Source organism: Pseudarthrobacter phenanthrenivorans Sphe3 (assembly GCF_000189535.1).
In the GTDB taxonomy this organism is placed as follows: domain Bacteria; phylum Actinomycetota; class Actinomycetes; order Actinomycetales; family Micrococcaceae; genus Arthrobacter; species Arthrobacter phenanthrenivorans.
On the sequence record NC_015145.1, the window covers coordinates 1,477,384 to 1,502,533 of the forward strand.

Consider the following 25,150-nt stretch of genomic DNA (forward strand, 5'->3'; position numbering starts at 1 on the left):
CTGACCGCTAACCCCGGCGCCCCGGCGACCGCCGCAGGGACAGCGGCGGGATCGGCTCGTACAGCAGCGTCCGCACCCAGCGGTCCCCGGTCTCCCGGAACTCCCTCCGGCTGGCGAACCTGTAGTGGTAGCTGCGGACACGCACCCAACGCGGCCGGGCGCCGTCGAACGGGTCATGGCGCAGGAGCCTCAGCGTCTGGGGGTCCGCCTCCAGGAGCTTGCCGAGGAAGGCATAGAACCACTCCTCGTGGACTGTCCTGAGCGGCAGGAACCACATCAGCCAGTCCAGCCGCAGGTGGTAGGGCGCCCACTGGCGGGGGAGCCTGCGGACGTCACCCGGCTTGCCCCTGAAACCGTACTCCCGCCAGTCGGAGGAGTCGTCCGGATCCTCGTCAAGGGTCCCCTCCACCACGATCTCGATCCGCTGCTTGGTCACGGTGCCGAACGCCCCGTAAGTGTTGACGAGCTGCCAGCGGTTGAAGCTGGCATTCATAAGCTGGTGGCGGGAGAAGAGATTGCGCAGCGGCCAGTAACTGAGCACCACCAGCAGGAGCGTGGCGGCCAGGGTGATGGCCAGCCACCACAGCGGGGTTTCCCGGTCCACGCCCGGTGTCCCGTGCCAGTCCAGCGGAATGGCCGGCAGGACGGCGTGGGCTACCGGATCACTGACCGCAGCGAACGCGAGCACGATGGCGATCCAGTTCAGCCACGCGAAGTTGCCGGTGGCCACCAGCCAGAGCTGGGTGGCGATGACAATGCCGGCTGCAATGCTGGCAACCGGTTGGGGGGCGAACAGGAAGAACGGTACCACCAGCTGGGCGAAGTGGTTGCCAAGGACCTCCACCTTGTGGAGGGGCTTGGGCAGGAGATGCGCCTGCCGGCTGAGCGGCCCCGGCATGGGCTGCGTCTCGTGGTGGTAGTAGAGGGCCGTCAGGTCACGCCATTCCCGGCCGCCGCGGATCTTGATCATCCCGGCGCCGAATTCCAGCCGGAACACCAGCCACACGATCAGGAGCAGGATGGTGCGCGGCGGGTCGGTCTGGTCCGAGCCCAGGAAAGCCACCGTGAAGCCCGCCTCCAGGAGCAGCATTTCCCAGCCGAAGCCATAGAACGTCTGGCCGACGTTCACGACGGACATGTACAGCAGCCACAGGACCAGGAAGGCGATGAGCGGAACCCACGGGGGGCCCTGCTGCGGGATGCCGGCCACGAGCAGCGCCGAGACCAGCAGCCCAACGGCACATACCCACCGCAGCAGCCGGTCAGAGTACCGCCAGCGGAACAGGGTGGGCCTGCGCAGGCGGCTAAAACCGGAGAGGTATTCGGGGACCGGGAGGAGGCCACGCTCACCCAGCAAGGCCGGGAACTGGTTCAGCGAGGACAGGAACGCGACGAAATACAGTGCCGCCACCCCGCGCTGCAGCACCTGCCGGGCGAATTCGTATTCCGGCGCGTCAAACCAGGAGAGCCAGTCCACGCAGTCCACGTTACGCCTTGTCAGAGGGCTGCCACTAGGATCGAAGGATGTTTGTCCTGGTGCTGGCGGCCGTCGTTGCAGGCGCGCTGGCCCAGCGCATCGCGGGCCTCGGATTCGGCCTGCTGGTGTCCCCGGTCCTGGTGGTGCTCCTGGGTCCCTTCGACGGCGTCATGATCATCAACCTCTGCGGCGCGTCGTCCTCCCTGCTCATTCTCTCCAGGGTCTGGAGGCATGTGGCCTGGAAAAAGTACTTTGGGCTGGCGCTCGCAGCCCTTGCCGGGGTACTGCCCGGCGCCTGGCTTGCCAGCAATGTTCCGGAAGCACCACTGGAGATCTGCATTGGCCTTCTGCTCATCATTGCCCTTGTCGCTTCCCAGCGGCTGACCAGGAGCTCGTGGCGTGCCGGCGGAGCCGCCCCCATGGTTTCCCTGGGCTTCTCCAGCGGACTGATGAATGCCGCCGCCGGAGTGGGCGGCCCGGCCATCACTGCCTACGCGATCGCCAGCCGCTGGGAGCAGAAAAGCTTCAGCGCCACCCTGCAGCCGTACTTCATCACCACCGGCTTCACCTCGCTGATCAGCAAATACGTGCTGTCCGGCGGACACGTTCCCGGGCTGGAAGGCTGGCAGTGGCTTGCCATCCTGGCGGCAATGATCACCGGGATCGTGGCCGGGGACCTGCTGTCCGGGCGGGTACATCCCGCGGCGGCCCGGCGCATCGTGACAGTCATCGCCTACCTCGGGGCTGTCGCCACACTGGGCAAGGGGCTGCTGGAGCTGGCTGCAGCCTGAAAGCCGTACCGCCCGGCGCGGTCCCGGGCTGGGCTGGCCCGCCCAACCATGTTTTGCTGGACCCATGACACGTGTTGCGGTGGTAGGTGCAGGCATTATCGGGCTGTCAGCAGCCCACGCCCTTCGAAAGGCGGGAGCGGACGTACTCGTCTACGAGTCCGGGACCCCGGGCTCGGGGCAATCAGCAGGGGAGTCGAGGATCTTCAGGCACGCCCACGATGACGTCCGGCTGGCCGCGTTCGTGAGGCACAGCCGGACCCTCTGGCGGAACTGGGAGTCGGACTTCGGCGTGGAACTGGTGTCCCCTGCCGGGGCGATAGCCATCGGCGACAGCGTGGAGGACAAGCTCCGCGTTCTCAGCGGCTTGCCGGAGATTCCGGTGGAGCTGGTCCCGCCGGGACAGCTTGCGGCCAGGTTGCCCATCCTCGCCGCCTTCGGAGGCAAGGCCATGCTGGACGCCGAGGGTGGTGCGATCCGCACCCACGCCGCGTTTACGGCACTGACGGGGGAACTGGAAAACCTGCTGGTGCCGGACCACGTGCTGGCGGTCCGGCACTCCAGTGATGGAGGAGCGGAGGTGCGTACCGGAACCCGCGTGGACCGGTTCGACCACGTTGTCCTGTGCGCCGGCCGCGGGACGGCAGCCCTGGCGCGCAGCGCGGGTCTGGACATTCCCATCGAACTTGCCGCGCACGCGCGGGTAACGTTCCGCGTGCGGGCCGACGTGGACGTTCCGCTGCCCACCTTCCAGGATGCCAGCGGGCTTTTTGGGGAAACCGGCGTGTACGCGGCGCCCTCTGCAGACAGCCGGCACTTTGCCGTGGGGCTGAGCGAAGTGACTGCCGCGCGCCCGGACGGCAGCCTTGTTGACCCATCTGCCCTGGAGTCGCTTGCCACCCGTGCCTCGGCATATGTCCGGAAGGCATTGCCTGGCCTGGATCCGGAACCCGCCGGCTACGTCCACTGCTGGGTGACCCGCCTGCCCTGGGGCGATGACGGCGTCGGTATCTGGTCAACGGGGAACCTCAGCGCCGTGGGGGGCCACAACCTCTTCAAGCAGGCGCCGGCACTGGGGGAGGCGCTGGCGGAAACGGCGATGTCCGGCGTCGTGCCTGCCGCATTGCGGCCTGAATCGCGGCTCGGGACATCCTAAGCGGGTACCTGCGGTGGCTCTCGCGGCCCCTTGGGCAGTTTCCGCCCGGTGCTGTGCGGGATACTTAAGCAATGCAGCCACGCAGAATCGTCATCCTCGGATCCACCGGTTCCATCGGCACCCAGGCGATTGACGTCGTCGACGGCGCCCCGGACCTTTTCGAGGTGGTGGCACTCAGCGCAGGCGGAGCCAACCTGGAGCTCCTTGCCCGCCAGGCCGTGCACACCGGGGCAGCCGCTGTTGGCATCGCGGAAGGTGATCCCCGCCGCCTGGCCGCGCTGATCGAGGACGCTGCCTCCGCGGCCGGCCGGCACGGTTACCGGCCTGACATCATGGCTGGACCGGATGCCGCCACGAGGATCGCCGGTGTGGAAGCTGATGTGGTGCTCAACGGCATCACCGGCTCCATCGGGCTCGCACCCACCCTGGCAGCCCTCAAGTCCGGCGCCACGCTGGCCCTGGCCAACAAGGAATCCCTCATCGTGGGCGGGTCGCTGGTGAAGGCAGCCGCAGCCGAGGGACAGATAGTGCCCGTCGATTCCGAGCACTCGGCCATCGCCCAATGCCTGCGCTCCGGCTCGGCGTCGGAAGTGGAGAAACTGATCCTCACGGCTTCCGGCGGTCCCTTCCGCGGCCGGAGCAGGGAAGAACTGCACAGCGTGAGCCCGCAGGAGGCGCTGGCCCACCCCACCTGGGACATGGGGGTCATGGTCACCACCAACTCAGCCACCCTGGTCAACAAAGGCCTGGAAGTCATCGAGGCGCACCTGCTGTTCGATATGCCGCTGGACCGGATCGACGTTGTGGTGCATCCGCAGTCCGTTGTCCACTCGATGGTGCAGTTCATTGACGGGTCGATCATCGCCCAGGCGTCCCCGCCGGATATGCGCCTTCCCATCGCCCTGGGCCTGGGCTGGCCGGACAGGGTGCCGAAAGCGGCAGCCGCCTGCGACTGGACACGGGCTGCCAGCTGGACATTCGAACCGCTGGACACGGACGCCTTCCCGGCCGTCGGCCTGGCCAAGGATGCCGCCAGGCAGGGCAGCACCTTTCCGGCGGTGTTCAACGCTGCGAACGAGGAAGCCGTGACGGCCTTCCACGCGGGCCGCATCAGGTTTACCGACATCGTGGACACCATCGGGGCTGTCCTCAGCGAACATTCAGGGTCCTCCGGGCTGACGGTGGAGTCAGTGCTGGATGCTGAGGGCTGGGCACGCGCACGGACCCATGAACGTTTAGCAGTCAGCAGTCTCTAGGAAGCAGCAGCACGTCTATGTCCCCAGTTCTCCTCTTTATCCTCGGCGTCGTCTTCGTGGCGGTCGGCATCGCTGCCTCCATCGCGCTCCACGAGGTGGGCCACCTGGTGCCGGCCAAGCTGTTCAAGGTCCGTGTCACCAAGTACATGATCGGGTTCGGCCCCACGCTCTGGTCACGCCGGAAGGGTGAAACCGAGTACGGCGTAAAGGCCATCCCGCTGGGTGGTTACGTGTCCATGATCGGCATGTATCCGCCCAACAAGGACGATGGTTCCGTCCGTCCCTCCAGCACGGGCATGTTCCAGACTCTTGCCACCGAGGCGCGGTCCATGGCCCACGAGGAAGTGGGGCCGGGCGACGAAAACCGGGTCTTCTACCGGCTTCCGGTCTGGAAGAAGATCATCGTGATGCTGGGCGGGCCGGCCATGAACATGGTCCTTGGCGTGCTCCTCACCGCCGTGCTCCTGATGGGCTTCGGCATGGCCACGGCCACCACCACCATCTCCGACGTCTCCAAGTGCCAGGTGGCGGCGGGCGAGACCGTGGACCCCGACTCCGCGGACTGCAAACCCACGCCTGCTGCCGCTGCCGGCCTCAGGCCCAATGACAAGGTCACCTCCTTCGACGGGAAAACCGTCACCAGCTGGGACCAGCTGACGGAATGGATCCGGGCGTCCGCGGGCCGTGAGGTGCCCATCACCGTGGAACGCGACGGTGCCCGGGTGTCCACCACAGTCACGCCTGTCCTGTCCGCCCGGCCCGTGATCGGGGCGGATGGACGCCAGGCTACCGACGAGGCAGGCAACCTCCAGTACCAGGACGTCGGGTTCCTTGGCATAGGTTCGCAGACTGAACTGGTGGCCCAGCCGGCGTCGTCCGTCCTGCCCATGGCGGGGGAGAACATCCGCCAGGTGGCGGGAGTGGTGTTCAACCTGCCGGCACGCGTGGTGGGCGTGGCAAAGGCGGCGTTCAGCGAGGAGCCCCGCGACCCCAACGGGCCCATCAGCGTGGTGGGCGTGGGCCGGGTTGCCGGGGAAGTGGCTGCCATGGAGGAAATCCCCGTCCAGTCCCGGCTTGCCGCGCTCATCGGCCTGCTGGCGGGGCTCAACTTCGCTCTGGCGGTCTTCAACCTGATTCCGCTGCTGCCCCTGGACGGCGGTCACGTTGCCGGTGCCCTGTATGAGGGAGCACGGCGGCAGGTAGCCAGATTGCTCGGAAAACCGGACCCCGGAGCATTCGACATCGCCAAGCTCCTCCCGGCGACGTACGTGGTGGCGGCACTCCTCATGGGGATGAGTGCGCTGCTCATCTACGCCGATATCGTGAAGCCGGTGAACATCTTCGGCTGAGCTGCCGCCGATTGGGTGATTCTGTGTCGTAAGCCGATAACGGCTGATATCCAAAAATCAGCCAGTTTTGTTTGATAATGCGGAATCAGCCCATTATGGTTGGGCTATGTACGTTCTTACCGTCGACCAGCGCGGCAGTACCTCCGATGTGGACCGGGTTCCGGAATTGATTGCGGCCCTGGGCGCCCTCACGCCGATTCCCTTTGAACGTTCGGTGGGTGATGAGCTGCAGGGCGTCGTGGAGCAGGCCGCCGACGTGGTGGACATCGCCCTCCACGCCCTTCGCGGCGGGCACTGGTACATCGGAATCGGAATCGGCGCGGTGCACCTGGCTGAAGGAGCCAGCCCGCGCGAAGGATCCGGCAGCGGCTTCGTGGCAGCCCGCAAGGCAGTGGAGCTGGCCAAGGCGGCAGGCGGCCAGGTTCCGCTGTCAGTGGTGGCCGGCAGTATGGTCCGCAGTAAGGAAGTGAAACCGCAGGCCCGGGAGGACGCCATAGCCGCTGCAAATGCCCAAGCCGTACTTCGCCTGGTCGGACGCCTGGTGCAGGAACGCACCGAAGCGCAGTGGCGGGTAGTGGACCGGTTGCGGGCCCTCCAGGGGGAAGGCAGGCACGGCAGCCAGAAGCAGGTGGCCCGGGAGCTCGGAATAACGGAGCAGTCGGTGAGCCGTGCCGTGCTCAGGTCCGGCTGGCAGGAAGAATGGGCGGCGAGGCCAGCGGCGGCGATGCTCCTGGATTATGCCCGCGCGCGCATTGCCCGCACCCCCATGGAAGGAAACCGGTGAACGTCCTCTGGATTACCGTGGCACTGCTCGTTGCAGGATTCGCCGGATGGCCTGTAACCGCCCTGGTGTTCCGCCTGGCCAGGACCATTGATGACAAAGCCGACGCCGCCAAGGCCGCCGAGGACGCCGCCCGGGCAGCCGAGGATCCCGCTGCGGACGTGACGGTGGACCCGCCCTCTGCCACGGGCCAGAGCGTGGACGATGAGCTGACCGCCGCCGCAGAGTCGCCGTCGACCGCAAGTTCGGTCTCCGAACCCGCGGCCGCCACCCAGCGGATCCTTCGGGGCGGTGCCATCATCGGAATCCTGGAGCGGCTGGGAGTGTGCCTGGCCATCCTCACCGGCCAGCCGGTAGCCATCGCCTACATTGTGGCCATCAAGGGCCTGGGCCGGTTCGCCGAACTGAAGGAAACACCTGTGGCGGCAGAACGGTTCATCATCGGAACCCTGGCATCCATGTTGTGGGCGGCAGGAACGGCGGCGGTCATCAAGGTCATCTTCCTGTCCTGACCGGTTCCGCAGGCATCCCGCCTTCCCGGGCCTCCCGGCGGCGCCCGGATGGGTGCGAAGGCAGGCGGGGCGATAGGGTAGCGGTATGACAGTTTTTGCCGTTGAGTACGTTTACGCCGCCGAATCCACCGAAGAACGCAACGCCGTCCGGCCGGCACACCGCGAATGGACCGCCGGCCTGGCCCAGGACGGGGCCATCCTCGCCAGCGGACCCTACGGTGACGGCGCCGGTGCGCTGCTGATTTTCAAGGCAGCCGACGAAGCAGCCCTCAACTCGATCCTCAAGCAGGATCCGTTCGCAACCGCCGGAGTGATCGCCGGAACACGCATCACCGAATGGTCGCCAGTGACCGGCATGCTGGCCGGCCTGGCCGCATAAGCCGCCTCCCCTTTTCGAAACTCTAGGAGTCCTCGTGACCTCGGTCAGCCTGGGAATGCCCTCAGCACCGCCCCCCGTCCTTGCCCCCCGCCGCAAGACGCGCCAGATCAAAGTGGGGTCCGTGGGAGTTGGATCTGACTCGCCCATCAGCGTGCAGTCCATGACCACCACCCCCACCACGGACATCAACGCCACGCTGCAGCAGATCGCTGAACTGACGGCGTCGGGCTGCGACATCGTGCGCGTTGCCTGTCCGTCGGCCGACGACGCCGAAGCGCTTCCCATCATCGCCCGGAAGTCTCAGATCCCGGTGATCGCGGACATCCACTTCCAGCCCAAGTACGTCTTTGCGGCAATTGAGGCAGGCTGTGCAGCGGTTCGGGTGAACCCCGGAAACATCCGCAAGTTTGACGACCAGGTCAAGGAGATCGCAGCAGCCGCCCGCGACCACGGGACGTCCATCCGCATCGGCGTGAACGCCGGCTCCTTGGAACCGGGCATCCTCAAGAAGTACGGCAAGGCCACCCCGGAAGCACTGGTGGAGTCCGCCGTCTGGGAAGCCTCACTCTTTGAGGAGCACGGCTTCCACGACTTCAAGATTTCGGTCAAGCACAACGACCCCGTCATCATGGTGGCGGCCTACGAGATGCTGGCCGAAAAGGGCGACTGGCCCCTGCACCTCGGCGTCACCGAGGCCGGACCCGCCTTCCAAGGCACCATCAAATCGGCCACGGCCTTCGGTGCCCTGCTGTCCAGGGGCATCGGCGACACCATCCGCGTCTCCCTCTCGGCCCCGCCGGTGGAGGAGATCAAGGTGGGCAACCAGATCCTGCAGTCGCTCAACCTGCGGCCCCGCAAGCTGGAAATTGTGTCCTGCCCCTCCTGCGGACGGGCCCAGGTGGATGTCTACACCCTGGCCGAGCAGGTCACTGCCGGACTGGAGGGAATGGAGATCCCGCTGCGCGTGGCGGTCATGGGCTGCGTCGTCAACGGACCGGGCGAGGCCCGCGAAGCAGATCTTGGCGTTGCCTCCGGCAACGGCAAGGGCCAGATCTTTGTGAAGGGGGAAGTCATCAAGACTGTCCCCGAGAGCCAGATTGTTGAGACACTGATCGAAGAGGCCATGCGTATCGCGGAAGAGATGGGGGAGGCCGATGGCGAAGATGCTGTCAAGGGTAGCCCCGTGGTTAGCGTCTCGTAAGGACGTCCCCGATCCGCCGGGGATTTCGGTCCGGACCCTGGACGGCGAGGACACCGCCGCCCTCAGGCTGCTCGCCCAGCGGGATCCGGTCACCAATGTGTTCATCCTTGCGCACCTGCGCGCCGCCGGTACTGCCGCGCCCACCAGCGGCGGTGCCGGCGTCCTGGGCGTGTTCGACGACGGTGTCCTGGCGGGTGCGTGCTGGGCCGGGGCGAACCTGGTGCCCGTCCAGCTGGACCCGGCCCTGGCGGGAGTGGTTGCTGCAGCCGCCAACGGATCCGGGCGCCGCTATGCCTCCGCGTTCGGACCCGCCGCCGCTGTTCTTGCCCTCCACGCGGAACTCATTGAACTGGGCCACCGTGCGCACGAGGTACGGCCGGACCAGCCCCTGATGACCATTGAGGGCCAGCCGTCAGTGCAGCCGAACCCGGCGCTGGGGCCCGGAAACCTGGCTGACTTCGACCGTATCCTTCCTGCCTGCGCCGCCATGTTCGAGGAAGAAGTGGGCTACTCACCCTTTCTGGGCGGCAGGGAGTTCTACAGCCGGCGGGTCGAAGGCCTGATCCGGCAAGGACACTCCCTGGTACACCTCAACGCTGCCCGTGAGGTGGTGTTCAAGGCCGAACTGGGCGCCGTCACTTCCGAAGTCACCCAGATCCAGGGCGTCTGGATGAACCCCCTGTACCGTGGCCAGGGGCTTAGCTCCGGATACATGGCGGCGGTGGTGGAGCAGGCCCAAAAAGTCGCCCCCATCACCAGCCTGTACGTCAACGGCTTCAACACGCGGGCACGGTCCACCTACGAACGGGTTGGCTTCCAGCAGGTTGGAACGTTCGCCACGGTGCTCTTCTAGCTGTATTGACCTGAGAGTTGGTGACGCCGTTGGCTGCGGCTCCCTGCCAGCACAGCCGCCCTTGTCAGCTGAGGTCTCCGGTCAGGTACCGCTGCACATTCGGGGCAACCAGCCGCACCACATCCTCGGGCGGGGCGGACGCCAGCGGTTCCAGCCGGACCACATAGCGGACCATCATCAGTCCCACCATCTGGGTTGCCACCAGGTCCCCGCGGAGCGCCACTTCCTCTTTCGTCCCCGGCACCCCTGCCATGATGCGGTTGATGATGGCGCGGGTGACGGTTTCCCTCAGCAAGGCCGTTTTCGCCTTTGACCCGACGGTCCCGCGCAGGAAGGCCACCAGGCTGGGCTGGGCCGGGCTTTCCCACAGCCGCAGCACGGCGCGGACGATCAGTTCGGCGCGCTCCCCGGGGCGGGAATCTTCCACGCCGGCCAACACCTCCTCCGGGTTGGCCGGAAGCTCCACGCTCAAGGCGAAGAGCTCGTCCTTGCCCTTGAAGAAGTGGTGGATCATGGCGGGATCCACGCCGGCGGACCGGGCCACCTGCCGCAGGCTTGTCCCTTCGAACCCGTGCTCAGCGAAGAGCCGCCTGGCAGCTTCGAGGATATGGCCCCGTGATGCCGTGGTTCCGCCGCGGCGGCCCCTGCGTGCCACGGCGGGCTGCTTCTTCTCCGCGGGGACGCTCACGGGCTTTGCCGCCGCAGGGTGAATGCAGCCAGCACCAGGACACCCAGCACGATCGCCGCCATGATGCCGGCGTCCTGCCACAGCCGGGCCGTTGCCTCGGCATGTGCCGCGACTTCCTGCAGGGCATCCACGGAGAACGTCAGCGGGAGGACATTCGAGACCGCCTCGAGAACGTCGTTCATGCGGTCCCGGGGCACGAAAAGCCCGCAGAGCAGTATCTGCGGCACGACCACCACCGGCATGAACTGCACCGCCTGGAACTCGGTCCTGGCAAATGCCGAACAGAACAGGCCCAGTGCCACGCCCAGGACTGCGTTGATCACAGCGATGAAGACCACGTAGCCGGGGGACCCCAGAATATCCAGGTCGAAGATCCAGTACGCCACCGCTGTGGCCACCAGCGACTGCAGGGCGGCCATGATCGAGAACGCCAGGCCATAGCCGAACAGAAGGTCGGCCTTGTGCACCGGCGTCGTCAGCAGCCGCTCCAGGGTTCCGGACGTGCGTTCACGCAGCATGGTGATGGACGTGACCAGGAACATCACCACGAAGGGAAAAATGGCCAGCATCATCAGGCCCACGCGGTCGAACGTGCGGGGGACCCCCGGCGGCAGCGTCTCGTTCTCATAGAGGAAGTACACGGCCGTAAGGAGCAGTGCGGGTACCACCAGGATCATGGCGACGCTGCGGTGGTCGTGGCGCAACTGGTCCAGCACCCGGCGGGTGGTGGCGAGCATCATCCTGGGATCCATCACTGCCCCCTCCGCATCCCGGCAGCGCCGGGCAGCCCGGCGTCCTCAACAGCAGCCGGCCTTCCCCCATCAGCGGACTCCTCGATGATGTGCAGGAAAGCCTGCTCAAGGTCGCTGCTGTGTCCGCGCCGGCTCAGTTCCTCCGGTGTCAGGTGCGCGAGCAGCCTTCCTCCCCGCAGCAGGAGCAGCTGGTCGCACCGGCTGGCTTCCTCCATCACGTGGCTGGACACCAGGAGGGTTGTTCCGGCGTCAGCCATGGAGCGGAACCGGCTCCAGAGATCAGCGCGCAGCACCGGGTCCAGCCCCACTGTGGGTTCGTCCAGCACCAGCAGCCGGGGACGGGATACCAGCGCGCAGGCCAGGGAAGCGCGGCTGATCTCGCCGCCGGACAGGTCCGCGGCCTTCTGCCGCGCCTGGCGTTCAAGCCCGACGGCGGCGATCGCCTCCGCCGCGTCGGCTTTCCGCTTCCGGTGCATGGCCCCGAAGTATCGGACGTTCGCTTCCACGGTCAGGTCCGGATACAGGCTTGGCGACTGGGTCACATAGCCCACCCGGTGGCGGAGGGCGGCACTGCCGGCAGGAAGCCCAAGCACCTGGACCGTTCCGGAGGCAAGCCGCTGGACGCCGACAATAGCCCTCATCAGGGTGGTCTTTCCGCTGCCGGACGGTCCCAGCAGGCCCGTGATCCTGCCGGCCGGGAGGGCGAAGTCAAGGGCTCGAAGAACGGGCACCTTGCCGCGCCGGACGTCCAGCCCGGAAGCAACAATGGCAGGTTCCGGCCCGTCCGCCGGGACCCTTGGTGCTGCTGTGGAATGGGACATGACAGCCTCCGCCGGGGTTACGCGTGCCGCAGTCTTGCGGCCCTAATTCATCACCCGATGAATTAAAACTAGACCTCGCCGCTGGAGTGGTCAACGGCAGGATTCGGGAAAATACTTGTCAACGTGCCCCGGATCACATAGGTTCGATCTAGCTGCGCTGGAGTGGCGTGGGCGGTCTCACCAGTCCTCACCAGTACTTAGGCGATAACGGCGTTGAGCCACGCCCGGATACGATGACCAGCCTCGTTGGGGGGCCAGGGGCTTTGTATTCCCGGGCGTGGCTCTACTGTGTCCGGCGGGAGTCCGGGCAGGGCCTCCCGTGCCGGTAGATTAGTACCCAGACGAAATCCCGGCCCTGCTGCTCCAGCACTTCCCCAGAAACGGATACCCACCCGTGGTTACACGACTGTCCCAGCTGTTCCTGCGCACCCTGCGTGAAGATCCCGTCGATGCCGAGGTTGCCAGCCATCGGCTCCTGGTCCGTGCAGGCTACATCCGCCGCGCCGCCCCCGGCATCTACACCTGGCTGCCGCTGGGCCTCAGCGTCCTGCGGAAGGTCGAGGCCGTCATTCGCGAGGAGATGGCTGCCATTGGTGCCCAGGAAGTCCATTTCCCGGCGCTCCTTCCGCGCGAACCCTACGAGGCCACCAACCGGTGGACGGAGTACGGCGAGGGGCTGTTCCGGCTCCAGGACCGCAAGGGTGCCGACTACCTCCTGGCCCCCACGCACGAGGAAATGTTCACCCTGCTGGTCAAGGACCTGTACTCCTCCTATAAAGACCTGCCGCTGAGCCTCTACCAGATCCAGAACAAGTACCGCGACGAGGCACGTCCCCGCGCGGGCCTGCTGCGCGGCCGCGAGTTCATCATGAAGGACTCCTACTCCTTCGACGTGGACGACGCCGGCCTGGACGCCAGTTACGCCGCCCACCGCGGCGCCTACTTGCGCATCTTCGAGCGGCTGGGCCTGGAAGTCATCCCGGTCACCGCCACGGCCGGGGCCATGGGCGGGTCCAAGAGCGAGGAATTCCTGCACCCAACCGACATCGGCGAGGACACCTTCGTCCGCTCGGCGGGCGGCTACGCAGCGAACGTCGAAGCCGTCACCACCGTCGTCCCCGGCGAGATCGATTTCACCGGTGCCCCGGCCGCCGTCGTCCGCGACACCCCTGACACCCCCACCATCGATACCCTGGTCACCGCCTCCAACGCGCTGGCCCCGCGCACTGAGGCCGACGGCGGCGCATGGACTGCCGCCGACACGTTGAAGAACGTGGTGCTCGCCGTGACCCTGCCCACCGGCGACCGCCAGCTGGTGGTCATCGGTGTCCCGGGCGACCGCGGTGTGGACCTGAAGCGCGTCGAGGCCAACATCGGCTCCTTCCTGCCGATCGCCGGTGAAATCGGCCTCGAAGCCGCCAACGACGAAGACCTCAAGAAGCAGCCCCTCATCGTCAAGGGCTACCTCGGCCCGGGCATGTCCCTGGACGAATCGCTGCTGGGCGCCGAAAGCGCAACGAAGCTCTTGTACCTGGTGGACCCGCGCGTGGTCCGCGGGACGGCCTGGATCACGGGGGCCAACGAGGCCGGCAAGCATGTGTACGGGCTGGTGGCAGGCCGCGACTTTACCTGGGACGGAGTCATCGAGTGCACCGAGGTCCGCGAGGGCGATCCGGCGCCGGACGGCTCGGGTCCCCTGGAGATCGCCCGTGGCATCGAGATGGGCCACATCTTCCAGCTGGGCCGCAAGTACGCCGAGGCCCTGGAGCTGAAGGTGCTGGACCAGAACGGCAAGCAGGTCACCGTCACGATGGGCTCCTACGGCGTGGGCGTCACCAGGGCTGTTGCAGCACTGGCAGAGTCGAACCACGACGCCAGGGGCCTGGTGTGGCCGCGCGCTGTTGCGCCGGCAGACGTCCACGTGGTGGCCGTGGGCAAGGGCGAAGAAATCTTTGCCACCGCCGAGCGGCTGGCAGCGGAACTTGAAGCAGCCGGCCTTGACGTCCTGCTGGATGACCGGCCCAAGGTGTCGCCTGGCGTCAAGTTTGGCGACGCCGAACTGGTGGGCGTTCCCACCATCCTGGCGGTGGGCCGCGGGCTGGTGGACGGCGTGGTGGAGATCAAGGACCGCCGCAGCGGCGAAGCCGAGAACGTGGCGGTGGACAAGGCTGTTGACTACGTAGTCAACGCCGTCCGCGCCAGCTGAGGCGCCGGTGGAGTCCGGACTCGAATCGCTCGGGCTGGCCACTCTCCTGTTGATCGTGCTGGCCGGCTTCGCAGCCGGCTGGGTGGACGCAGTAGTGGGCGGGGGCGGGCTGATCCAGCTCCCCGCCCTGTTGCTCGTCCCCGGCATCACCCCGGTCCAGGCGTTGGCCACCAACAAGATGGGCTCGATTTTCGGCACCGCCACGAGCGCTGCCACGTACTACCGGCGCGTGGGGCCCGATCTTCGGACGGCGCTGCCCATGGCCGTCATCGCCTTGGCGGGCAGCTTCGGCGGCGCCGTCCTGGCGGCCTCGCTGCCGGCGAGCGTGTTCAAGCCCATCATCGTCACGGCACTGGTCGCCGTCGCGCTTTTCACGGCGCTGAAACCGGACGTCGGCGGCATCACCGTGTTGCGCCACGACGGACACAAGCACTATGTGGTGGCCTGCCTGATCGGCGCCGTCATTGGCTTTTATGACGGCCTCATCGGGCCGGGCACCGGCTCCTTCCTGGTGATTGCCCTGGTCTCGGCCATGGGCTATGCCTTCCTGGAAGCCAGCGCCAAAGCGAAGATCGTGAACATGGCCACCAATGCGGGCGCACTGCTGTTCTTCCTGCCGCACGGGTCGCTCCTGTGGGGACTGGGCCTGCTCCTGGGTGCAGCCAACATGGCCGGCGGCTACCTGGGGGCGCGGACGGCCGTGAAGCAGGGAAGCCGCTTCGTCCGGGTGGTCTTCCTGCTGGTGGTGTCCGCCCTCATCATGAAGCTGGGCTACGACGTGTGGCAGGAAAACTTCGCCTGACGGTACGCAACTGTCCGGCCTCGTCGCTGCCTGAAGTGAGGCGTAGCATGCAGTTATGTCACACGGCGACGACCAGTACGGCCCCGCTTTGGCAGCGGCAGCCCGCCACTCGGCAGCTTGGCTAAACAGCCTTTCCACCCGGCGGGTGGGTCCCGCGGTGCCTGCCCATGACCTCACCGGAATCTTCGGCGGACCCTTGCCGCAGGACGGAATGCCGGCCGAGGAGGTGGTGGATTTCCTGGCCCGGGCGGCAGAACCGGGCCTGATGGCGATGCCCTCCGGCCGGTTCTTTGGCTGGGTCATCGGAGGGACGCTGCCCGCTGCCCTTGCCTCGGACTGGCTGGTGAGCTCCTGGGACCAGAATTCCGGGCTGCGCTACGCCACGCCAGCCATGGCCGCCATCGAGGAATGCGCCGGCAACTGGCTCCTTGAGCTGCTGGGACTCCCGCCGGGTTCCGATGTGGGCTTTGTCACCGGCGCCACCATGGCGAACTTCACGGGAATGGCTGCAGCGAGGTGGCGCCTCCTGGCTGACGCCGGCTGGGACCTGGACCGGGATGGTCTCTTCGGGGCGCCGCGCATCCGCTGCTTCGTGGGGAAGGAACGGCACGACACCGTGGACCTTGGGCTGCGCTATCTCGGCCTGGGGCAGCCCACAGTGGTTGACGCCGACGGCCAGGGGCGCCTGGTCCCGGAAGCCCTGGAGGCAGCCCTGGCAGACGGATCCGGACCTGCGCTGGTCTGCCTGCAGGCCGGAAACCTGCATTCCGGCGCGTTCGATCCGTTTCCCGAGGCCATCCGGATCGCCCGACAACACGGAGCGTGGGTGCATGTGGATGGCGCCTTTGGGCTGTGGGCGGCAGCAGCCCCCGAGCTGCGCCGCCTGACCCGGGGATATGAGGACGCCGACTCCTGGGGCACTGACGCCCACAAGACCCTCAACGTGCCTTACGACTGCGGCATCGCCATTGTCCGGGACGCTTCCGCCCTCCGCTCAGCCATGGGCCTGCATACCAGCTACCTCATCCAGGATGCCGAAGGCCCGGGCGACCCGTTCGAGAAAGTCCCGGAGCTGTCCCGCCGTGCACGCGGCGTGCCCGTGTGGGCCGCCTTGAAGAGCCTGGGCCGGGAGGGAGTGGCCGCGCAAGTCAGGGGAATGGCCGCTGCCGCCTCGGACATCGCCGCCGGACTGGCCGGGCTGGACGGAGTGGAGGTGCTGAACGACGTCGGCTACGCCCAGGTGTCCGTTGCCTTCGGCGACGACGCCACAACCCGCGCAGTGACAGCAAGGATCATCGGGGACGGCAAGGTATGGATGTCCGGTTCACGCTGGCGGGACCGGGACATCCTGAGGGTGTCCGTCAGCAACTGGCAGACTGCGGGGGAGGACGTCCGGACGGCAGTGGACGCCGTGGCCAGCGCCCTCACAGCTGTACGGGCAGGTTAACTCACCCTTCGAGGGCGGCCTGGCCGGGTTCCGGCAACGCATGCGCCGGGGGCAATCCATCCAGGGTGCGGCCGGCCAGGGTACTTGCCACCCAGAGGGAACGTGCCAGGTCGCCCCGGTGGCCCGGCTTTCCCGCGTACGCCAAGGCGTTTGCCACTTCCCGCACCACGGCCCACTGCCGGGCCGCCTCGGGATCGAGCCCGGCCGCCGAACTGAATTCCGCGCAGCGTTGCCGCAGCCCGGACTCGGGATGGTTCAGGGGCAGGTCCTGCAGGCGGTTCCACAACAGCGGGGCTACGGCGAATTCCGCTTCGCCGATCATGGGCTGTGGATCGATGGCGGCATACCCTGCAGGGGACGTGGCTTCGCCGGCGGGTGCATCCGGCCGGGCCAGGATGTTGAGGAAGTGCAGGTCCGTGTGCACCAGGACGTCCCGGGCAGAGCGCCGTCCCACCGCCCCGCGGGTCTGGCAGACTTCGAGCGCCGCTTCCAGCAGCCACCGGGGAAAAGGGCGGCCAAGCTGTTCCCAGTCCGCGGGAAGGTCATCGCTCCACTGCTCCGCGCGGGCGGCAACGTGCTCGAATTCCCGCCACTGGCGGCGGTCATCAGGCACCAGTCCCAATTGCGGGACCAGCCCTCCCCACACCACTACGGCGTCAGCCATGGGGACGCCGGAGAGCGGGCGCCCGGCGTCGAGCCTTTCCAGGAGCATGGAACAGGTGTCCGGATCCGAATCAAGCAAGGCGACGGCGCCCCGACCCTGCCACAGTGCCAGCGCATGGTGCTCACGCCTCGCCTCATCGTGCGGAAAGGCAATTTTCAGGACGGCGGGGGAGCCGTACTCCCGGCACACCGGCAGGACGATCGCCCCATGGCCGTTCCATGGCAGGGATCCGGGAGGGAGGTCGGAAACAAGGCGCCACTTCTCCAGGAGACTGCCGGCGATGCCGGGCAGGGATGCCAGCCAGTCGCGGCCTTCACGGCTGCGTCCATAGCGTGCAGCCAGGTCCGGCGGGATGGGGAGTGCTGCTGGCTGGTTCATCAGTCCCAAGCGTACGTGCAAGGGACGGCCGGCCTGCGGGGGCGCCGCAGTTTCCGTCGCAGTCACCCCGCCATTTCGGCGCAGCCTTAGACCACTCCCGTGGCCCCGAGCAGGGTGCCGATGCTGAACGTTGCGGCCAAAGCCAGGGCACCGCCCACCACCACGCGCAGCGCGGCCCTGGTCTTTGATCCGCCCCCGATCCATGCCCCCAGGCCGCCCGTCAGTGCCAGTGCCACCAGGACCATGGCGAAGGTGACCGGAACCCGGATCTCCGGGGGTGGGAGCAGGATCGCCAGCATGGGGAGGATGGCCCCGATGATGAACGCCACGGCGGATGCGAAGGCGGCATGCCAGGGGCTGACGATGTCTGTCTCGTCGATATTGAGTTCAGCGGAGAGGTGCGCGGCCAGGGCATCGTGGGCAGTAAGTTCCTCAGCCACCTTCCCGGCCGTTTCCGGGGTGAGGCCCTTGGCGAGGTAGATGGCAGTCAGTTCGGCCAGTTCCTCCTCAGGTTCCTCGGCCAGTTCCCGGCGTTCCTTTTCGATCAGCGCGCGCTGGCTGTCGCTTTGGCTGCTCACGGAGACGTACTCACCCAGTGCCATGGACACGGCACCGCCCACCAGGCCGGCGGCCCCTGCAGCAAGGATGGGGCCGGATTCGGCCGTGGCGCCGGCAACGCCCACCACGATGGCGGCGACGGAGACGATCCCGTCATTGGCGCCGAGGACACCCGCGCGCAGCCAGTTCAGCCGCTGCGCGATGTCGTTGCCATGCGGCTCGGTTTCCAGGTGGCGCTGGAGCCCGCGGCCCTGCGGATCGGCTCCGGACGGCTGCGGCGGTTCAAATGCATCCATGCCTTCAGCAAACCATCAGAAGCCTCCGGGGGCCACCTTAGGGGCAGGGGAGGCGGTGGGAGCGGCGGAAAGGCCAGGCAGCTGCTCCGGGTCCAGGGCGATGCCGGGAACCGGGCCCGGGTCGCCTCCCCACTGCACTGCGCGGCGGGCAGTGGACTGGAGGGCAGCGATGGCCCACTTCCGGACGTCGCTATCAGCGTGCGCCACAAGATCCCCGTACACCGGCAAGGCCGCAAGCTCCAGGGCCGCCAGCCCGGCGGCCGGCGCCGCAAGGAAACCGGGATCAAGGACGTATCCCGGCTGTTGGGTGGCCGGTTCAAGGCATGCCGCACGGGCATGCGCCGCCGCTTCGGAGGCAAGCTCCTGGTGCTGTTCAAGGAAGCCTTGCGCGATCAGGGTCTGGTCGGGGGCAAGCCGTGGAAGGGCTGCCTGGTAGGCGTAGACGCCCTGATGCTCCGCCGCCCCTGCCGCGGACAGCGCCGCCCCGAGGGCTGATGCCTGCAGTGCTGGTAGCGCCGGCCTGGCGGACGCTGGGGCGTCCCCGTCAGTAGCCGGAGCCGCAGCCGGAGCGGGGCTTCCCGTTGCCGGAAGTCCTGTCGGCACAGGGTGGGGCGAGGGGCAGTCGGAGGGGGTGGGGCCGGGCGTGGAGGCAGGGGAGCCGACGGCGGTGCTGCCGCCGGGTGCCGCCGCGGCAGCATGGGGGAGTGTCTCCAGGGCAACGCCGCTGGCCGCTGCGAGTTTCCCGGCGGCGAGCAGCTGCGCAGTGCCCGCCCCCGCCAGAAGCCGTGCCATGCCGCCGTCGGCTGTTTCCGCGTCCCTGAGCCGCTGCAGGCCGCTGGTCGAGAGGGCGGCAGCGAGGTCCGCGGGGGTGGCCGCCGTGGTTGGTTCAGGTGCGGGCGCGGTTCCTTCAGAGGCCGCGGACGGGGAGGACAGGGAAGAGGCCGGCGCCGTCGCAGCGTCCGGCAGGGAGGATTCCGACGGCGAAACGAGGGCACGTGCCTGCAGGGTCAGCAAAGTCACAGTCGCGTCCGCGGCGGGGCTTGCGGCCGTGTCCGCCCCGGCTGCCTCGGCGGTCTGCCGGGCCGCTGCAAGCAGGTCCAGCGAGTCCGCCAGGGCAGCCCGCCGTGCCTGCTCTGAAAAGGGCGGATCCGCGGGGGCAGGAGGCTCGGCAGGGATCAGGGTGAAGCCGAGGCTGAGGACCAGGAAGAGTGTGAAGGAGATAACGGCGTACCGGAAATAGCGCAGGATGGGGCGGTTTTCCCGATTGTCGTCTTTCACAACAGACCATGGTGTCACGCCTGCGGGGATTCACCGTCCCACCGGACGGCTAAAATAGCTACGCTAGTAAACACCACATCATCTATAGGGAGGCGGCCGGCATGGTGAGCAATGCAGAAGCCACGGCTTCATCAGGCAACCCGGAAGCGGCCCGGCTCCGCGCGCTCCTCGAACCCGCGGTCCAGGCGAACCGCCTGTACCTGGAGGACGTGGCCATCGTGGCAGGGTCCCACCGTGTGGTCCACGTTGTAGTGGACCTGCCGCAGGAGGAAACCGGCGGCGTGGGCCTGGACGTCATCGCGGACATCTCCAAGGTCCTCTCGGACGTGCTGGACAATGATCCCGGCGACGACGGACGCCCCTACGACCTTGAAGTGTCCTCTCCCGGGGTCGGGCGTCCCCTGACGGAACCCCGTCACTGGCACCGGGCCAAGGGCCGCCTGGTCAAGGTCAACGTGCTCCAGGGCGACAACGTCACGGGCCGGATCCAGGCAGTGGATGACGCCGGCGTCACCATCGTCCCGGAGATCGCCGTCAAGAAGGGCATGAAGCCCAGGCAGGGCGACCCCGTAAAACTTCCTTTCGACAGGATCCGCAACGGAAAAGTCGAGATCGAATTCAGCCACCTCCCCGAGGATGGTCTGGAACCTGGACACAATGGACCTTCTGAGGAGGCCTAATGGATATTGACATGAGCGCACTGAGACTTCTGGAGCGTGAGCGTGAAATCCCGCTGGACCTCCTGATCCCCACCATCGAGCAGGCGCTCCTGGTGGCCTACCACAAGTCGCCCGGCGCCTTCGAGAAGGCCCGCGCGGAGCTGGACCGCAAGAGCGGCCACGTGACTATCTGGGCTGTCGAGATTGACGACGACGGCGCCCCCATCGGTGAGTTCGAGCACACCCCCGAGGGGTTCGGCCGGATCGCCGCCAGCACCGCCCGGCAGATCATCCTGCAGCGCCTGCGCGACGTCGAAGACGACAACGTCCTGGGCGAGTTCAAGGGCCGCGAAGGTGAACTGGTGTCCGGCACCATCCAGCAGGGCAACAACCCGCACATGATCCAGGTCAACCTGGGCTCCGTGGAAGCACTGCTGCCGCCGCCCGAGCAGGTTCCCGGCGAAAAGTACATCCATGGCAACCGGCTCCGCGCCCTCGTCATCGACGTCCACCGCGGTTCCAAGGGTCCGTCCGTCACGCTGTCCAGGTCCCACCCCGGCCTCGTCCGGAAGCTCTTTGAACTCGAGGTCCCGGAGATCGCCGACCGCTCGGTGGAGATCGTTGCGCTGGCCCGGGAGGCAGGGCACCGCACCAAGATCGCAGTGAAGGCAAACGTCCCCGGCATCAACGCCAAGGGTGCCTGCATCGGCGAAATGGGCTCGCGCGTCCGGGCCGTGATGACTGAGCTCAACGACGAAAAGATCGACATTGTCGACTTCAGCGAGAATCCGGCCACCTTCATTGCCAGTGCGCTGTCGCCGTCGCGCGTGAATTCGGTCACCATTACCGATGAAGCAACCCGCTCCGCCCGCGTGGTGGTTCCGGACTACCAGCTCTCCCTGGCCATCGGCAAAGAGGGCCAGAACGCCCGTCTGGCTGCCAAGCTCACCGGCTGGCGGATCGATATTGTGTCCGACGCCGCTGCCGGCCGCGACAACTAGCGCTCTCGGGCTGCCTCCCGAAGCCGGAAACGCCTGCGAAGTTTCGGGCAGAACGGCCGGGAGGGGCTAGAATAGAAAAGACCGCGCCTAACAGCCGGCAGCCGTGCGCCTCGGGCGTGCCCCTTCCGTTCCCATCGGAGCTCCCTTCGCGGAGGCCCGGTGAACAGCGGAGGAGGCCTGTCCAATGGCCAGCAGATATGAACGTCAGGAAGATGACCGTGCCAGCATCAAGCGGGAATCAACCGGAGCGTACCTGCATCGGATGCCGAAAGAAGGGCCTGCGGTCTGAGTTACTCCGGCTCGTCGCCGAAGGCAGCGGATCAAGCGCTGTCCTTGTGGATGAACGACGCCGGATGGCTGGCCGGGGTGCATGGCTGCATCCCAGCGAATCGTGCCTGGCTCTGGCGATCAAGCGGCGAGCATTCGGGCGCGCCCTCGGCGGCGCAACCGGAACTGACGCCGTCGAACGCCGGATCAAGTCAGGCCCGAACGTTGCAGGCGTTCCGGCAACTGCAACACCAACCGTCCAACCTGAAAGCGGGTCAGAAATCTGATGGAAACCCGATGAGTTCCCAGCGATGAGTGCGTAACGATGACAACTTTGTTGCGCTCTGCAATGGGCCCTTCCGCAGTAAACGCGGCTGGGGCCCGCAGTAAGAAGTAGACGGTTCGTGCCTGGCTCGGTGCGGACCGAGACAGGAGAAATGTGGCCAAGGTCCGCGTACACGAGCTTGCGAAAGAGCTCGGTATTACTTCCAAAGATGCAGTGACAAAACTGCAGGAACTGGGCGAATTCGTTCGCTCCGCCTCTTCAACCATTGAGGCCCCGGTAGTGCGCAAGCTGCGCAATGCCTTCCCCGACGCTGCCGCCAAGGCATCAGCTCCGGCCGCCGCGCCCAAGGCGCCCGCCCCGTCGGCAGAAGCACGTCCTTCAACCCCGGCTCCCGGCCCGGCTGCACCCAAGGCGCCCGCGGCCAAGTCCGAGGCACCGGCACCCGCCGCTCCGGCAGCACCGGCTGCCCAGGCAGCTGCGCCGGCACAGGCTGCTCCGGCGGCACCAGCCCAGCCCGCGGCATCGGCACCGGTGGCACCTGCCGCCAGCCGTCCCGCAGCACCCGCCGCTCCGTCCACGGGCGCAAAGCCCGGCGCACGGCCGGCCCCCAAAGCTGAAACCCCTGCAGCACCCACCCGCTCCGGCGGATCACAGGGTGGCTCAGCTCCCCGCCCCGGCGGTCCCCGCCCGGGCAACAACCCCTTCGCCACGTCCCAGGGCATGCCCCGCGGCCGCGGCGGGGACGGCGAGCGTGCTCCCCGTCCCGGCAACAACCCGTTCGCCACGTCCCAGGGCATGCCCCGTCCGGGTGGAAGCCGCACCGACGGCGACCGTCCCGGTGGTCCGCGTCCCGCAGCCGGTGCGGGTGGTCCCCGTCCCGGTGGTCCGCGTCCCGCAGCCGGTGCAGGCGGCCCCCGTCCCGCAGCCGGTGCCGGTGGTCCCCGCCCGGGTGCACCGCGTCCCGGTGGCGCCGGCGGAAACCGTCCTACTCCAGGCATGATGCCCAACCGCACTGAGCGTCCCGCACCCGCAGGTGCAGGACGTCCCGGTGGCGGCGGCCGCGGTCCCGGACGCCCCGGTGGCGCTCCCGGCACCGGTGGTCCCGGTGGCGGCGGCGGTGCTCCCGCCGGCGGTGGCTTTGGCAAGGGCGGCCGCGGACGCGGCGGCACCCAGGGTGCCTTCGGCAAGGGCGGCGCAGGCCGCGGCAAGCAGCGCAAGTCGAAGCGCGCAAAGCGCCAGGAACTTGAGCAGATGAGCGCACCGTCGCTGGGTGGCGTGAGCGTACCCCGCGGCGACGGCAACACTGTGATCCGGCTGCGCCGTGGCTCGTCCATCACGGACTTCGCCGACAAGATCGAGGCGAACCCCGCCGCACTGGTGACGGTACTGTTCCACCTCGGTGAAATGGCAACCGCAACCCAGTCGCTGGACGAGGAAACCTTCGCACTGCTGGGCGAGGAGCTTGGCTACAAGCTCCAGGTTGTGTCGCCGGAGGACGAGGAGCGCGAGCTGCTCTCCACCTTCGACATCGACTTCGACGCCGAGCTTGAAGCCGAAGGCGACGAAGACCTTGAGGCACGTCCTCCGGTCGTCACCGTCATGGGCCACGTGGACCACGGTAAGACCCGACTGCTCGATGCCATCCGCAAGTCCGACGTCATGGCGGGCGAGCACGGCGGCATCACCCAGCACATCGGTGCCTACCAGGTCACGCACAACCATGAGGGCAATGACCGGAAGATCACCTTCATCGATACCCCGGGCCACGAGGCGTTCACCGCCATGCGTGCCCGTGGTGCGAAGGTCACCGACATCGCCATCCTGGTGGTCGCAGCGGACGACGGCGTGATGCCCCAGACCGTTGAGGCGCTCAACCACGCCCAGGCGGCAAACGTGCCCATCGTGGTGGCCGTGAACAAGATCGACAAGGAAGGCGCCAACCCGGACAAGGTCCGCGGCCAGCTGACCGAGTACGGCCTGGTTCCCGAGGAATACGGTGGCGACACCATGTTCGTGGAGGTCTCTGCCCGCCAGAACCTCAACATCGACGAGCTGCTCGAGGCAGTCCTGCTCACAGCAGACGCCGCCCTGGACATGCGCGCCAACCCGAACAAGGACGCCCGCGGCATCGCCATCGAAGCCAACCTGGACAAGGGCCGCGGTTCCGTGGCCACCGTCCTGGTGCAGTCCGGTACGCTGCGTGTCGGCGACACCATCGTTGCAGGCACGGCCCACGGCCGCGTCCGTGCGATGTTCGACGACGACGGCAGCGCACTGACCGAGGCAGGCCCGTCCCGCCCCGTCCAGGTGCTGGGTCTGTCCAACGTCCCGCGTGCAGGCGACACCTTCTTCGTGACCGCTGACGAGCGCACCGCCCGCCAGATCGCCGAGAAGCGTGAAGCAGCCGACCGCAACGCCGCCCTGGCCAAGCGCCGCAAGCGCATCAGCCTCGAAGACTTCGACCAGGCAGTGGCCGAAGGCAAGATCGACACCCTCAACCTCATCCTCAAGGGTGACGTGTCCGGTGCCGTGGAAGCCCTCGAGGACGCCCTGCTCAAGATCGACGTCGGCGAAGGCGTGCAGCTGCGCGTCATCCACCGCGGTGTGGGTGCCATCACGCAGAACGACGTCAACCTGGCAACAGTGGACAGCGCCGTCATCATCGGCTTCAACGTCAAGCCTGCCGAGCGGGTTGCCGAACTGGCAGACCGCGAGGGCGTGGACATGCGCTTCTACTCCGTCATCTACTCCGCGATCGATGACATCGAGATGGCGCTCAAGGGCATGCTCAAGCCGGAATACGAAGAGGTCCAGCTGGGTACCGCCGAGGTCCGCGAAGTCTTCCGCTCCTCCAAGTTCGGAAACATCGCCGGCTCGATCGTCCGCTCGGGCGTCATCCGCCGTAACTCCAAGGCACGCATCAGCCGCGACGGCAAGATCATCGGTGACAACCTCACCGTTGAGACGCTCAAGCGCTTCAAGGACGACGCCACCGAGGTCCGCACGGACTTCGAGTGTGGTATCGGCCTCGGCTCTTACAACGACATCAACGAAGGCGACATCATCGAGACCTTCGAGATGCGTGAGAAGCCGCGCGTCTAGGCTGTTCCAGCCTTAAAGGGTGCGGGGTCGTTGGGATTTTTCCGGCGGCCCCGCCCCTTCGCTGGGTGGCCAACGTCTTACGACGTCGGCCACCCAGCTTCGGCAGGCCCGATGCCACTCCCAGGCCGCCGGAAAAATCCCAACGTGGGTCCGTCTTAGGCCCGCCCAGAGTGCGTGGCATCAATCGAACGTG

At 67.3% G+C, this 25,150-nt stretch carries 23 protein-coding genes; 16 read left to right on the forward strand and 7 right to left on the reverse strand.

Features of this window, described 5'->3' with window-relative positions; genetic code table 11:
- Window positions 1-7: 7 nt before the first annotated feature.
- Entirely contained in the window at window positions 8-1,477 is a 1,470-nt protein-coding gene (locus ASPHE3_RS06820; RefSeq protein WP_041652651.1) for a lipase maturation factor family protein, read from the reverse strand.
- Window positions 1,478-1,524: 47 nt separating this feature from the next.
- Between ASPHE3_RS06820 and ASPHE3_RS06825 the strand changes: the two genes are divergently transcribed.
- The 9 genes from ASPHE3_RS06825 to ASPHE3_RS06865 all read left to right on the forward strand — a co-directional run bounded on the left by ASPHE3_RS06825 (window position 1,525) and on the right by ASPHE3_RS06865 (window position 9,752).
- A complete protein-coding gene (locus ASPHE3_RS06825) occupies window positions 1,525-2,268 on the forward strand; it encodes a sulfite exporter TauE/SafE family protein (RefSeq protein WP_013600497.1) in 744 nt (247 codons plus the stop codon).
- A gap of 64 nt (window positions 2,269-2,332) precedes the next feature.
- Complete coding sequence (locus tag ASPHE3_RS06830; RefSeq protein WP_013600498.1) at window positions 2,333-3,421, forward strand: NAD(P)/FAD-dependent oxidoreductase; 1,089 nt, start codon at window positions 2,333-2,335, stop codon at window positions 3,419-3,421.
- Between the two features lie 71 nt (window positions 3,422-3,492).
- On the forward strand, window positions 3,493-4,677 hold the full coding sequence (gene dxr, locus ASPHE3_RS06835; protein ID WP_013600499.1) for a 1-deoxy-D-xylulose-5-phosphate reductoisomerase: 1,185 nt from the start codon (window positions 3,493-3,495) through the stop codon (window positions 4,675-4,677).
- 17 nt (window positions 4,678-4,694) lie between these two features.
- Entirely contained in the window at window positions 4,695-6,026 is a 1,332-nt protein-coding gene (locus tag ASPHE3_RS06840) for a M50 family metallopeptidase (RefSeq protein ID WP_013600500.1), read from the forward strand.
- Window positions 6,027-6,132: 106 nt separating this feature from the next.
- Window positions 6,133-6,810 (forward strand): MarR family transcriptional regulator, encoded by a 678-nt coding sequence (locus ASPHE3_RS06845; protein ID WP_013600501.1) that lies wholly within the window; start codon window positions 6,133-6,135, stop codon window positions 6,808-6,810.
- Window positions 6,807-7,319, forward strand: coding sequence for a hypothetical protein (locus tag ASPHE3_RS06850; RefSeq protein WP_013600502.1), 513 nt, complete (start codon window positions 6,807-6,809; stop codon window positions 7,317-7,319). The genes ASPHE3_RS06845 and ASPHE3_RS06850 overlap by 4 nt, the downstream gene beginning before the upstream one ends.
- 85 nt (window positions 7,320-7,404) lie before the next feature.
- Entirely contained in the window at window positions 7,405-7,698 is a 294-nt protein-coding gene (locus ASPHE3_RS06855) for a YciI family protein (RefSeq protein WP_013600503.1), read from the forward strand.
- A gap of 34 nt (window positions 7,699-7,732) precedes the next feature.
- Window positions 7,733-8,899, forward strand: coding sequence for a flavodoxin-dependent (E)-4-hydroxy-3-methylbut-2-enyl-diphosphate synthase (gene ispG, locus ASPHE3_RS06860; RefSeq protein ID WP_013600504.1), 1,167 nt, complete (start codon window positions 7,733-7,735; stop codon window positions 8,897-8,899).
- Window positions 8,862-9,752 carry a GNAT family N-acetyltransferase gene (locus ASPHE3_RS06865; RefSeq protein WP_013600505.1) on the forward strand — a complete coding sequence of 297 codons (891 nt, stop codon included), beginning with the start codon at window positions 8,862-8,864 and terminating at the stop codon, window positions 9,750-9,752. Before ispG ends, ASPHE3_RS06865 begins: the two co-directional genes overlap by 38 nt.
- A gap of 64 nt (window positions 9,753-9,816) precedes the next feature.
- Here the strand turns inward: ASPHE3_RS06865 and ASPHE3_RS06870 are convergent, their stop codons facing one another.
- Genes ASPHE3_RS06870 through ASPHE3_RS06880 form a run of 3 tightly spaced genes read right to left on the reverse strand, consistent with a single transcriptional unit; the run spans window position 9,817 to window position 12,013 of the window.
- Entirely contained in the window at window positions 9,817-10,440 is a 624-nt protein-coding gene (locus ASPHE3_RS06870) for a TetR/AcrR family transcriptional regulator (RefSeq protein ID WP_120692652.1), read from the reverse strand.
- Complete coding sequence (locus ASPHE3_RS06875; protein ID WP_013600507.1) at window positions 10,437-11,180, reverse strand: ABC transporter permease; 744 nt, start codon at window positions 11,178-11,180, stop codon at window positions 10,437-10,439. The genes ASPHE3_RS06870 and ASPHE3_RS06875 overlap by 4 nt, the downstream gene beginning before the upstream one ends.
- A gap of 11 nt (window positions 11,181-11,191) precedes the next feature.
- Window positions 11,192-12,013 carry an ABC transporter ATP-binding protein gene (locus ASPHE3_RS06880; RefSeq protein ID WP_013600508.1) on the reverse strand — a complete coding sequence of 274 codons (822 nt, stop codon included), beginning with the start codon at window positions 12,011-12,013 and terminating at the stop codon, window positions 11,192-11,194.
- A 394-nt stretch (window positions 12,014-12,407) separates the two neighbouring features.
- Between ASPHE3_RS06880 and ASPHE3_RS06885 the strand changes: the two genes are divergently transcribed.
- From ASPHE3_RS06885 to ASPHE3_RS06895, 3 genes are read left to right on the forward strand one after another with little or no spacing between them, the layout of a single operon-like run.
- The gene (locus ASPHE3_RS06885) at window positions 12,408-14,219 is read left to right on the forward strand and encodes a proline--tRNA ligase (protein WP_013600509.1); all 1,812 of its coding nucleotides are present in this window, start codon (window positions 12,408-12,410) and stop codon (window positions 14,217-14,219) included.
- Between the two features lie 7 nt (window positions 14,220-14,226).
- On the forward strand, window positions 14,227-15,021 hold the full coding sequence (locus tag ASPHE3_RS06890; protein ID WP_013600510.1) for a sulfite exporter TauE/SafE family protein: 795 nt from the start codon (window positions 14,227-14,229) through the stop codon (window positions 15,019-15,021).
- Between the two features lie 55 nt (window positions 15,022-15,076).
- Window positions 15,077-16,468, forward strand: a complete 1,392-nt coding sequence (locus ASPHE3_RS06895; RefSeq protein WP_013600511.1) for a pyridoxal phosphate-dependent decarboxylase family protein — start codon at window positions 15,077-15,079, stop codon at window positions 16,466-16,468.
- Window position 16,469: 1 nt separating this feature from the next.
- On the opposite strand, the gene ASPHE3_RS06900 is transcribed toward ASPHE3_RS06895, so the two are convergent.
- From ASPHE3_RS06900 to ASPHE3_RS06910, 3 genes are all read right to left on the reverse strand, one after another.
- Window positions 16,470-17,510 carry an aminoglycoside phosphotransferase family protein gene (locus ASPHE3_RS06900; RefSeq protein WP_013600512.1) on the reverse strand — a complete coding sequence of 347 codons (1,041 nt, stop codon included), beginning with the start codon at window positions 17,508-17,510 and terminating at the stop codon, window positions 16,470-16,472.
- An 86-nt stretch (window positions 17,511-17,596) separates the two neighbouring features.
- Window positions 17,597-18,364 carry a VIT1/CCC1 transporter family protein gene (locus ASPHE3_RS06905; protein ID WP_013600513.1) on the reverse strand — a complete coding sequence of 256 codons (768 nt, stop codon included), beginning with the start codon at window positions 18,362-18,364 and terminating at the stop codon, window positions 17,597-17,599.
- Between the two features lie 15 nt (window positions 18,365-18,379).
- Window positions 18,380-19,642 (reverse strand): DUF4439 domain-containing protein, encoded by a 1,263-nt coding sequence (locus tag ASPHE3_RS06910; RefSeq protein ID WP_013600514.1) that lies wholly within the window; start codon window positions 19,640-19,642, stop codon window positions 18,380-18,382.
- A gap of 101 nt (window positions 19,643-19,743) precedes the next feature.
- On the opposite strand from ASPHE3_RS06910, the gene ASPHE3_RS06915 reads away from it, so the two are divergent.
- The 4 genes from ASPHE3_RS06915 (at window position 19,744) to infB (ending at window position 24,957) form a co-directional block, all read left to right on the forward strand.
- A complete protein-coding gene (locus ASPHE3_RS06915; RefSeq protein WP_013600515.1) occupies window positions 19,744-20,322 on the forward strand; it encodes a ribosome maturation factor RimP in 579 nt (192 codons plus the stop codon).
- Window positions 20,322-21,302 (forward strand): transcription termination factor NusA, encoded by a 981-nt coding sequence (nusA, locus tag ASPHE3_RS06920; RefSeq protein WP_013600516.1) that lies wholly within the window; start codon window positions 20,322-20,324, stop codon window positions 21,300-21,302. Before ASPHE3_RS06915 ends, nusA begins: the two co-directional genes overlap by 1 nt.
- Window positions 21,303-21,514: 212 nt before the next feature.
- Window positions 21,515-21,856, forward strand: a complete 342-nt coding sequence (locus ASPHE3_RS06925) for a YlxR family protein (RefSeq protein ID WP_217259048.1) — start codon at window positions 21,515-21,517, stop codon at window positions 21,854-21,856.
- Window positions 21,857-22,008: 152 nt separating this feature from the next.
- On the forward strand, window positions 22,009-24,957 hold the full coding sequence (gene infB / locus ASPHE3_RS06930) for a translation initiation factor IF-2 (RefSeq protein WP_013600518.1): 2,949 nt from the start codon (window positions 22,009-22,011) through the stop codon (window positions 24,955-24,957).
- Window positions 24,958-25,150 lie beyond the last annotated feature (193 nt).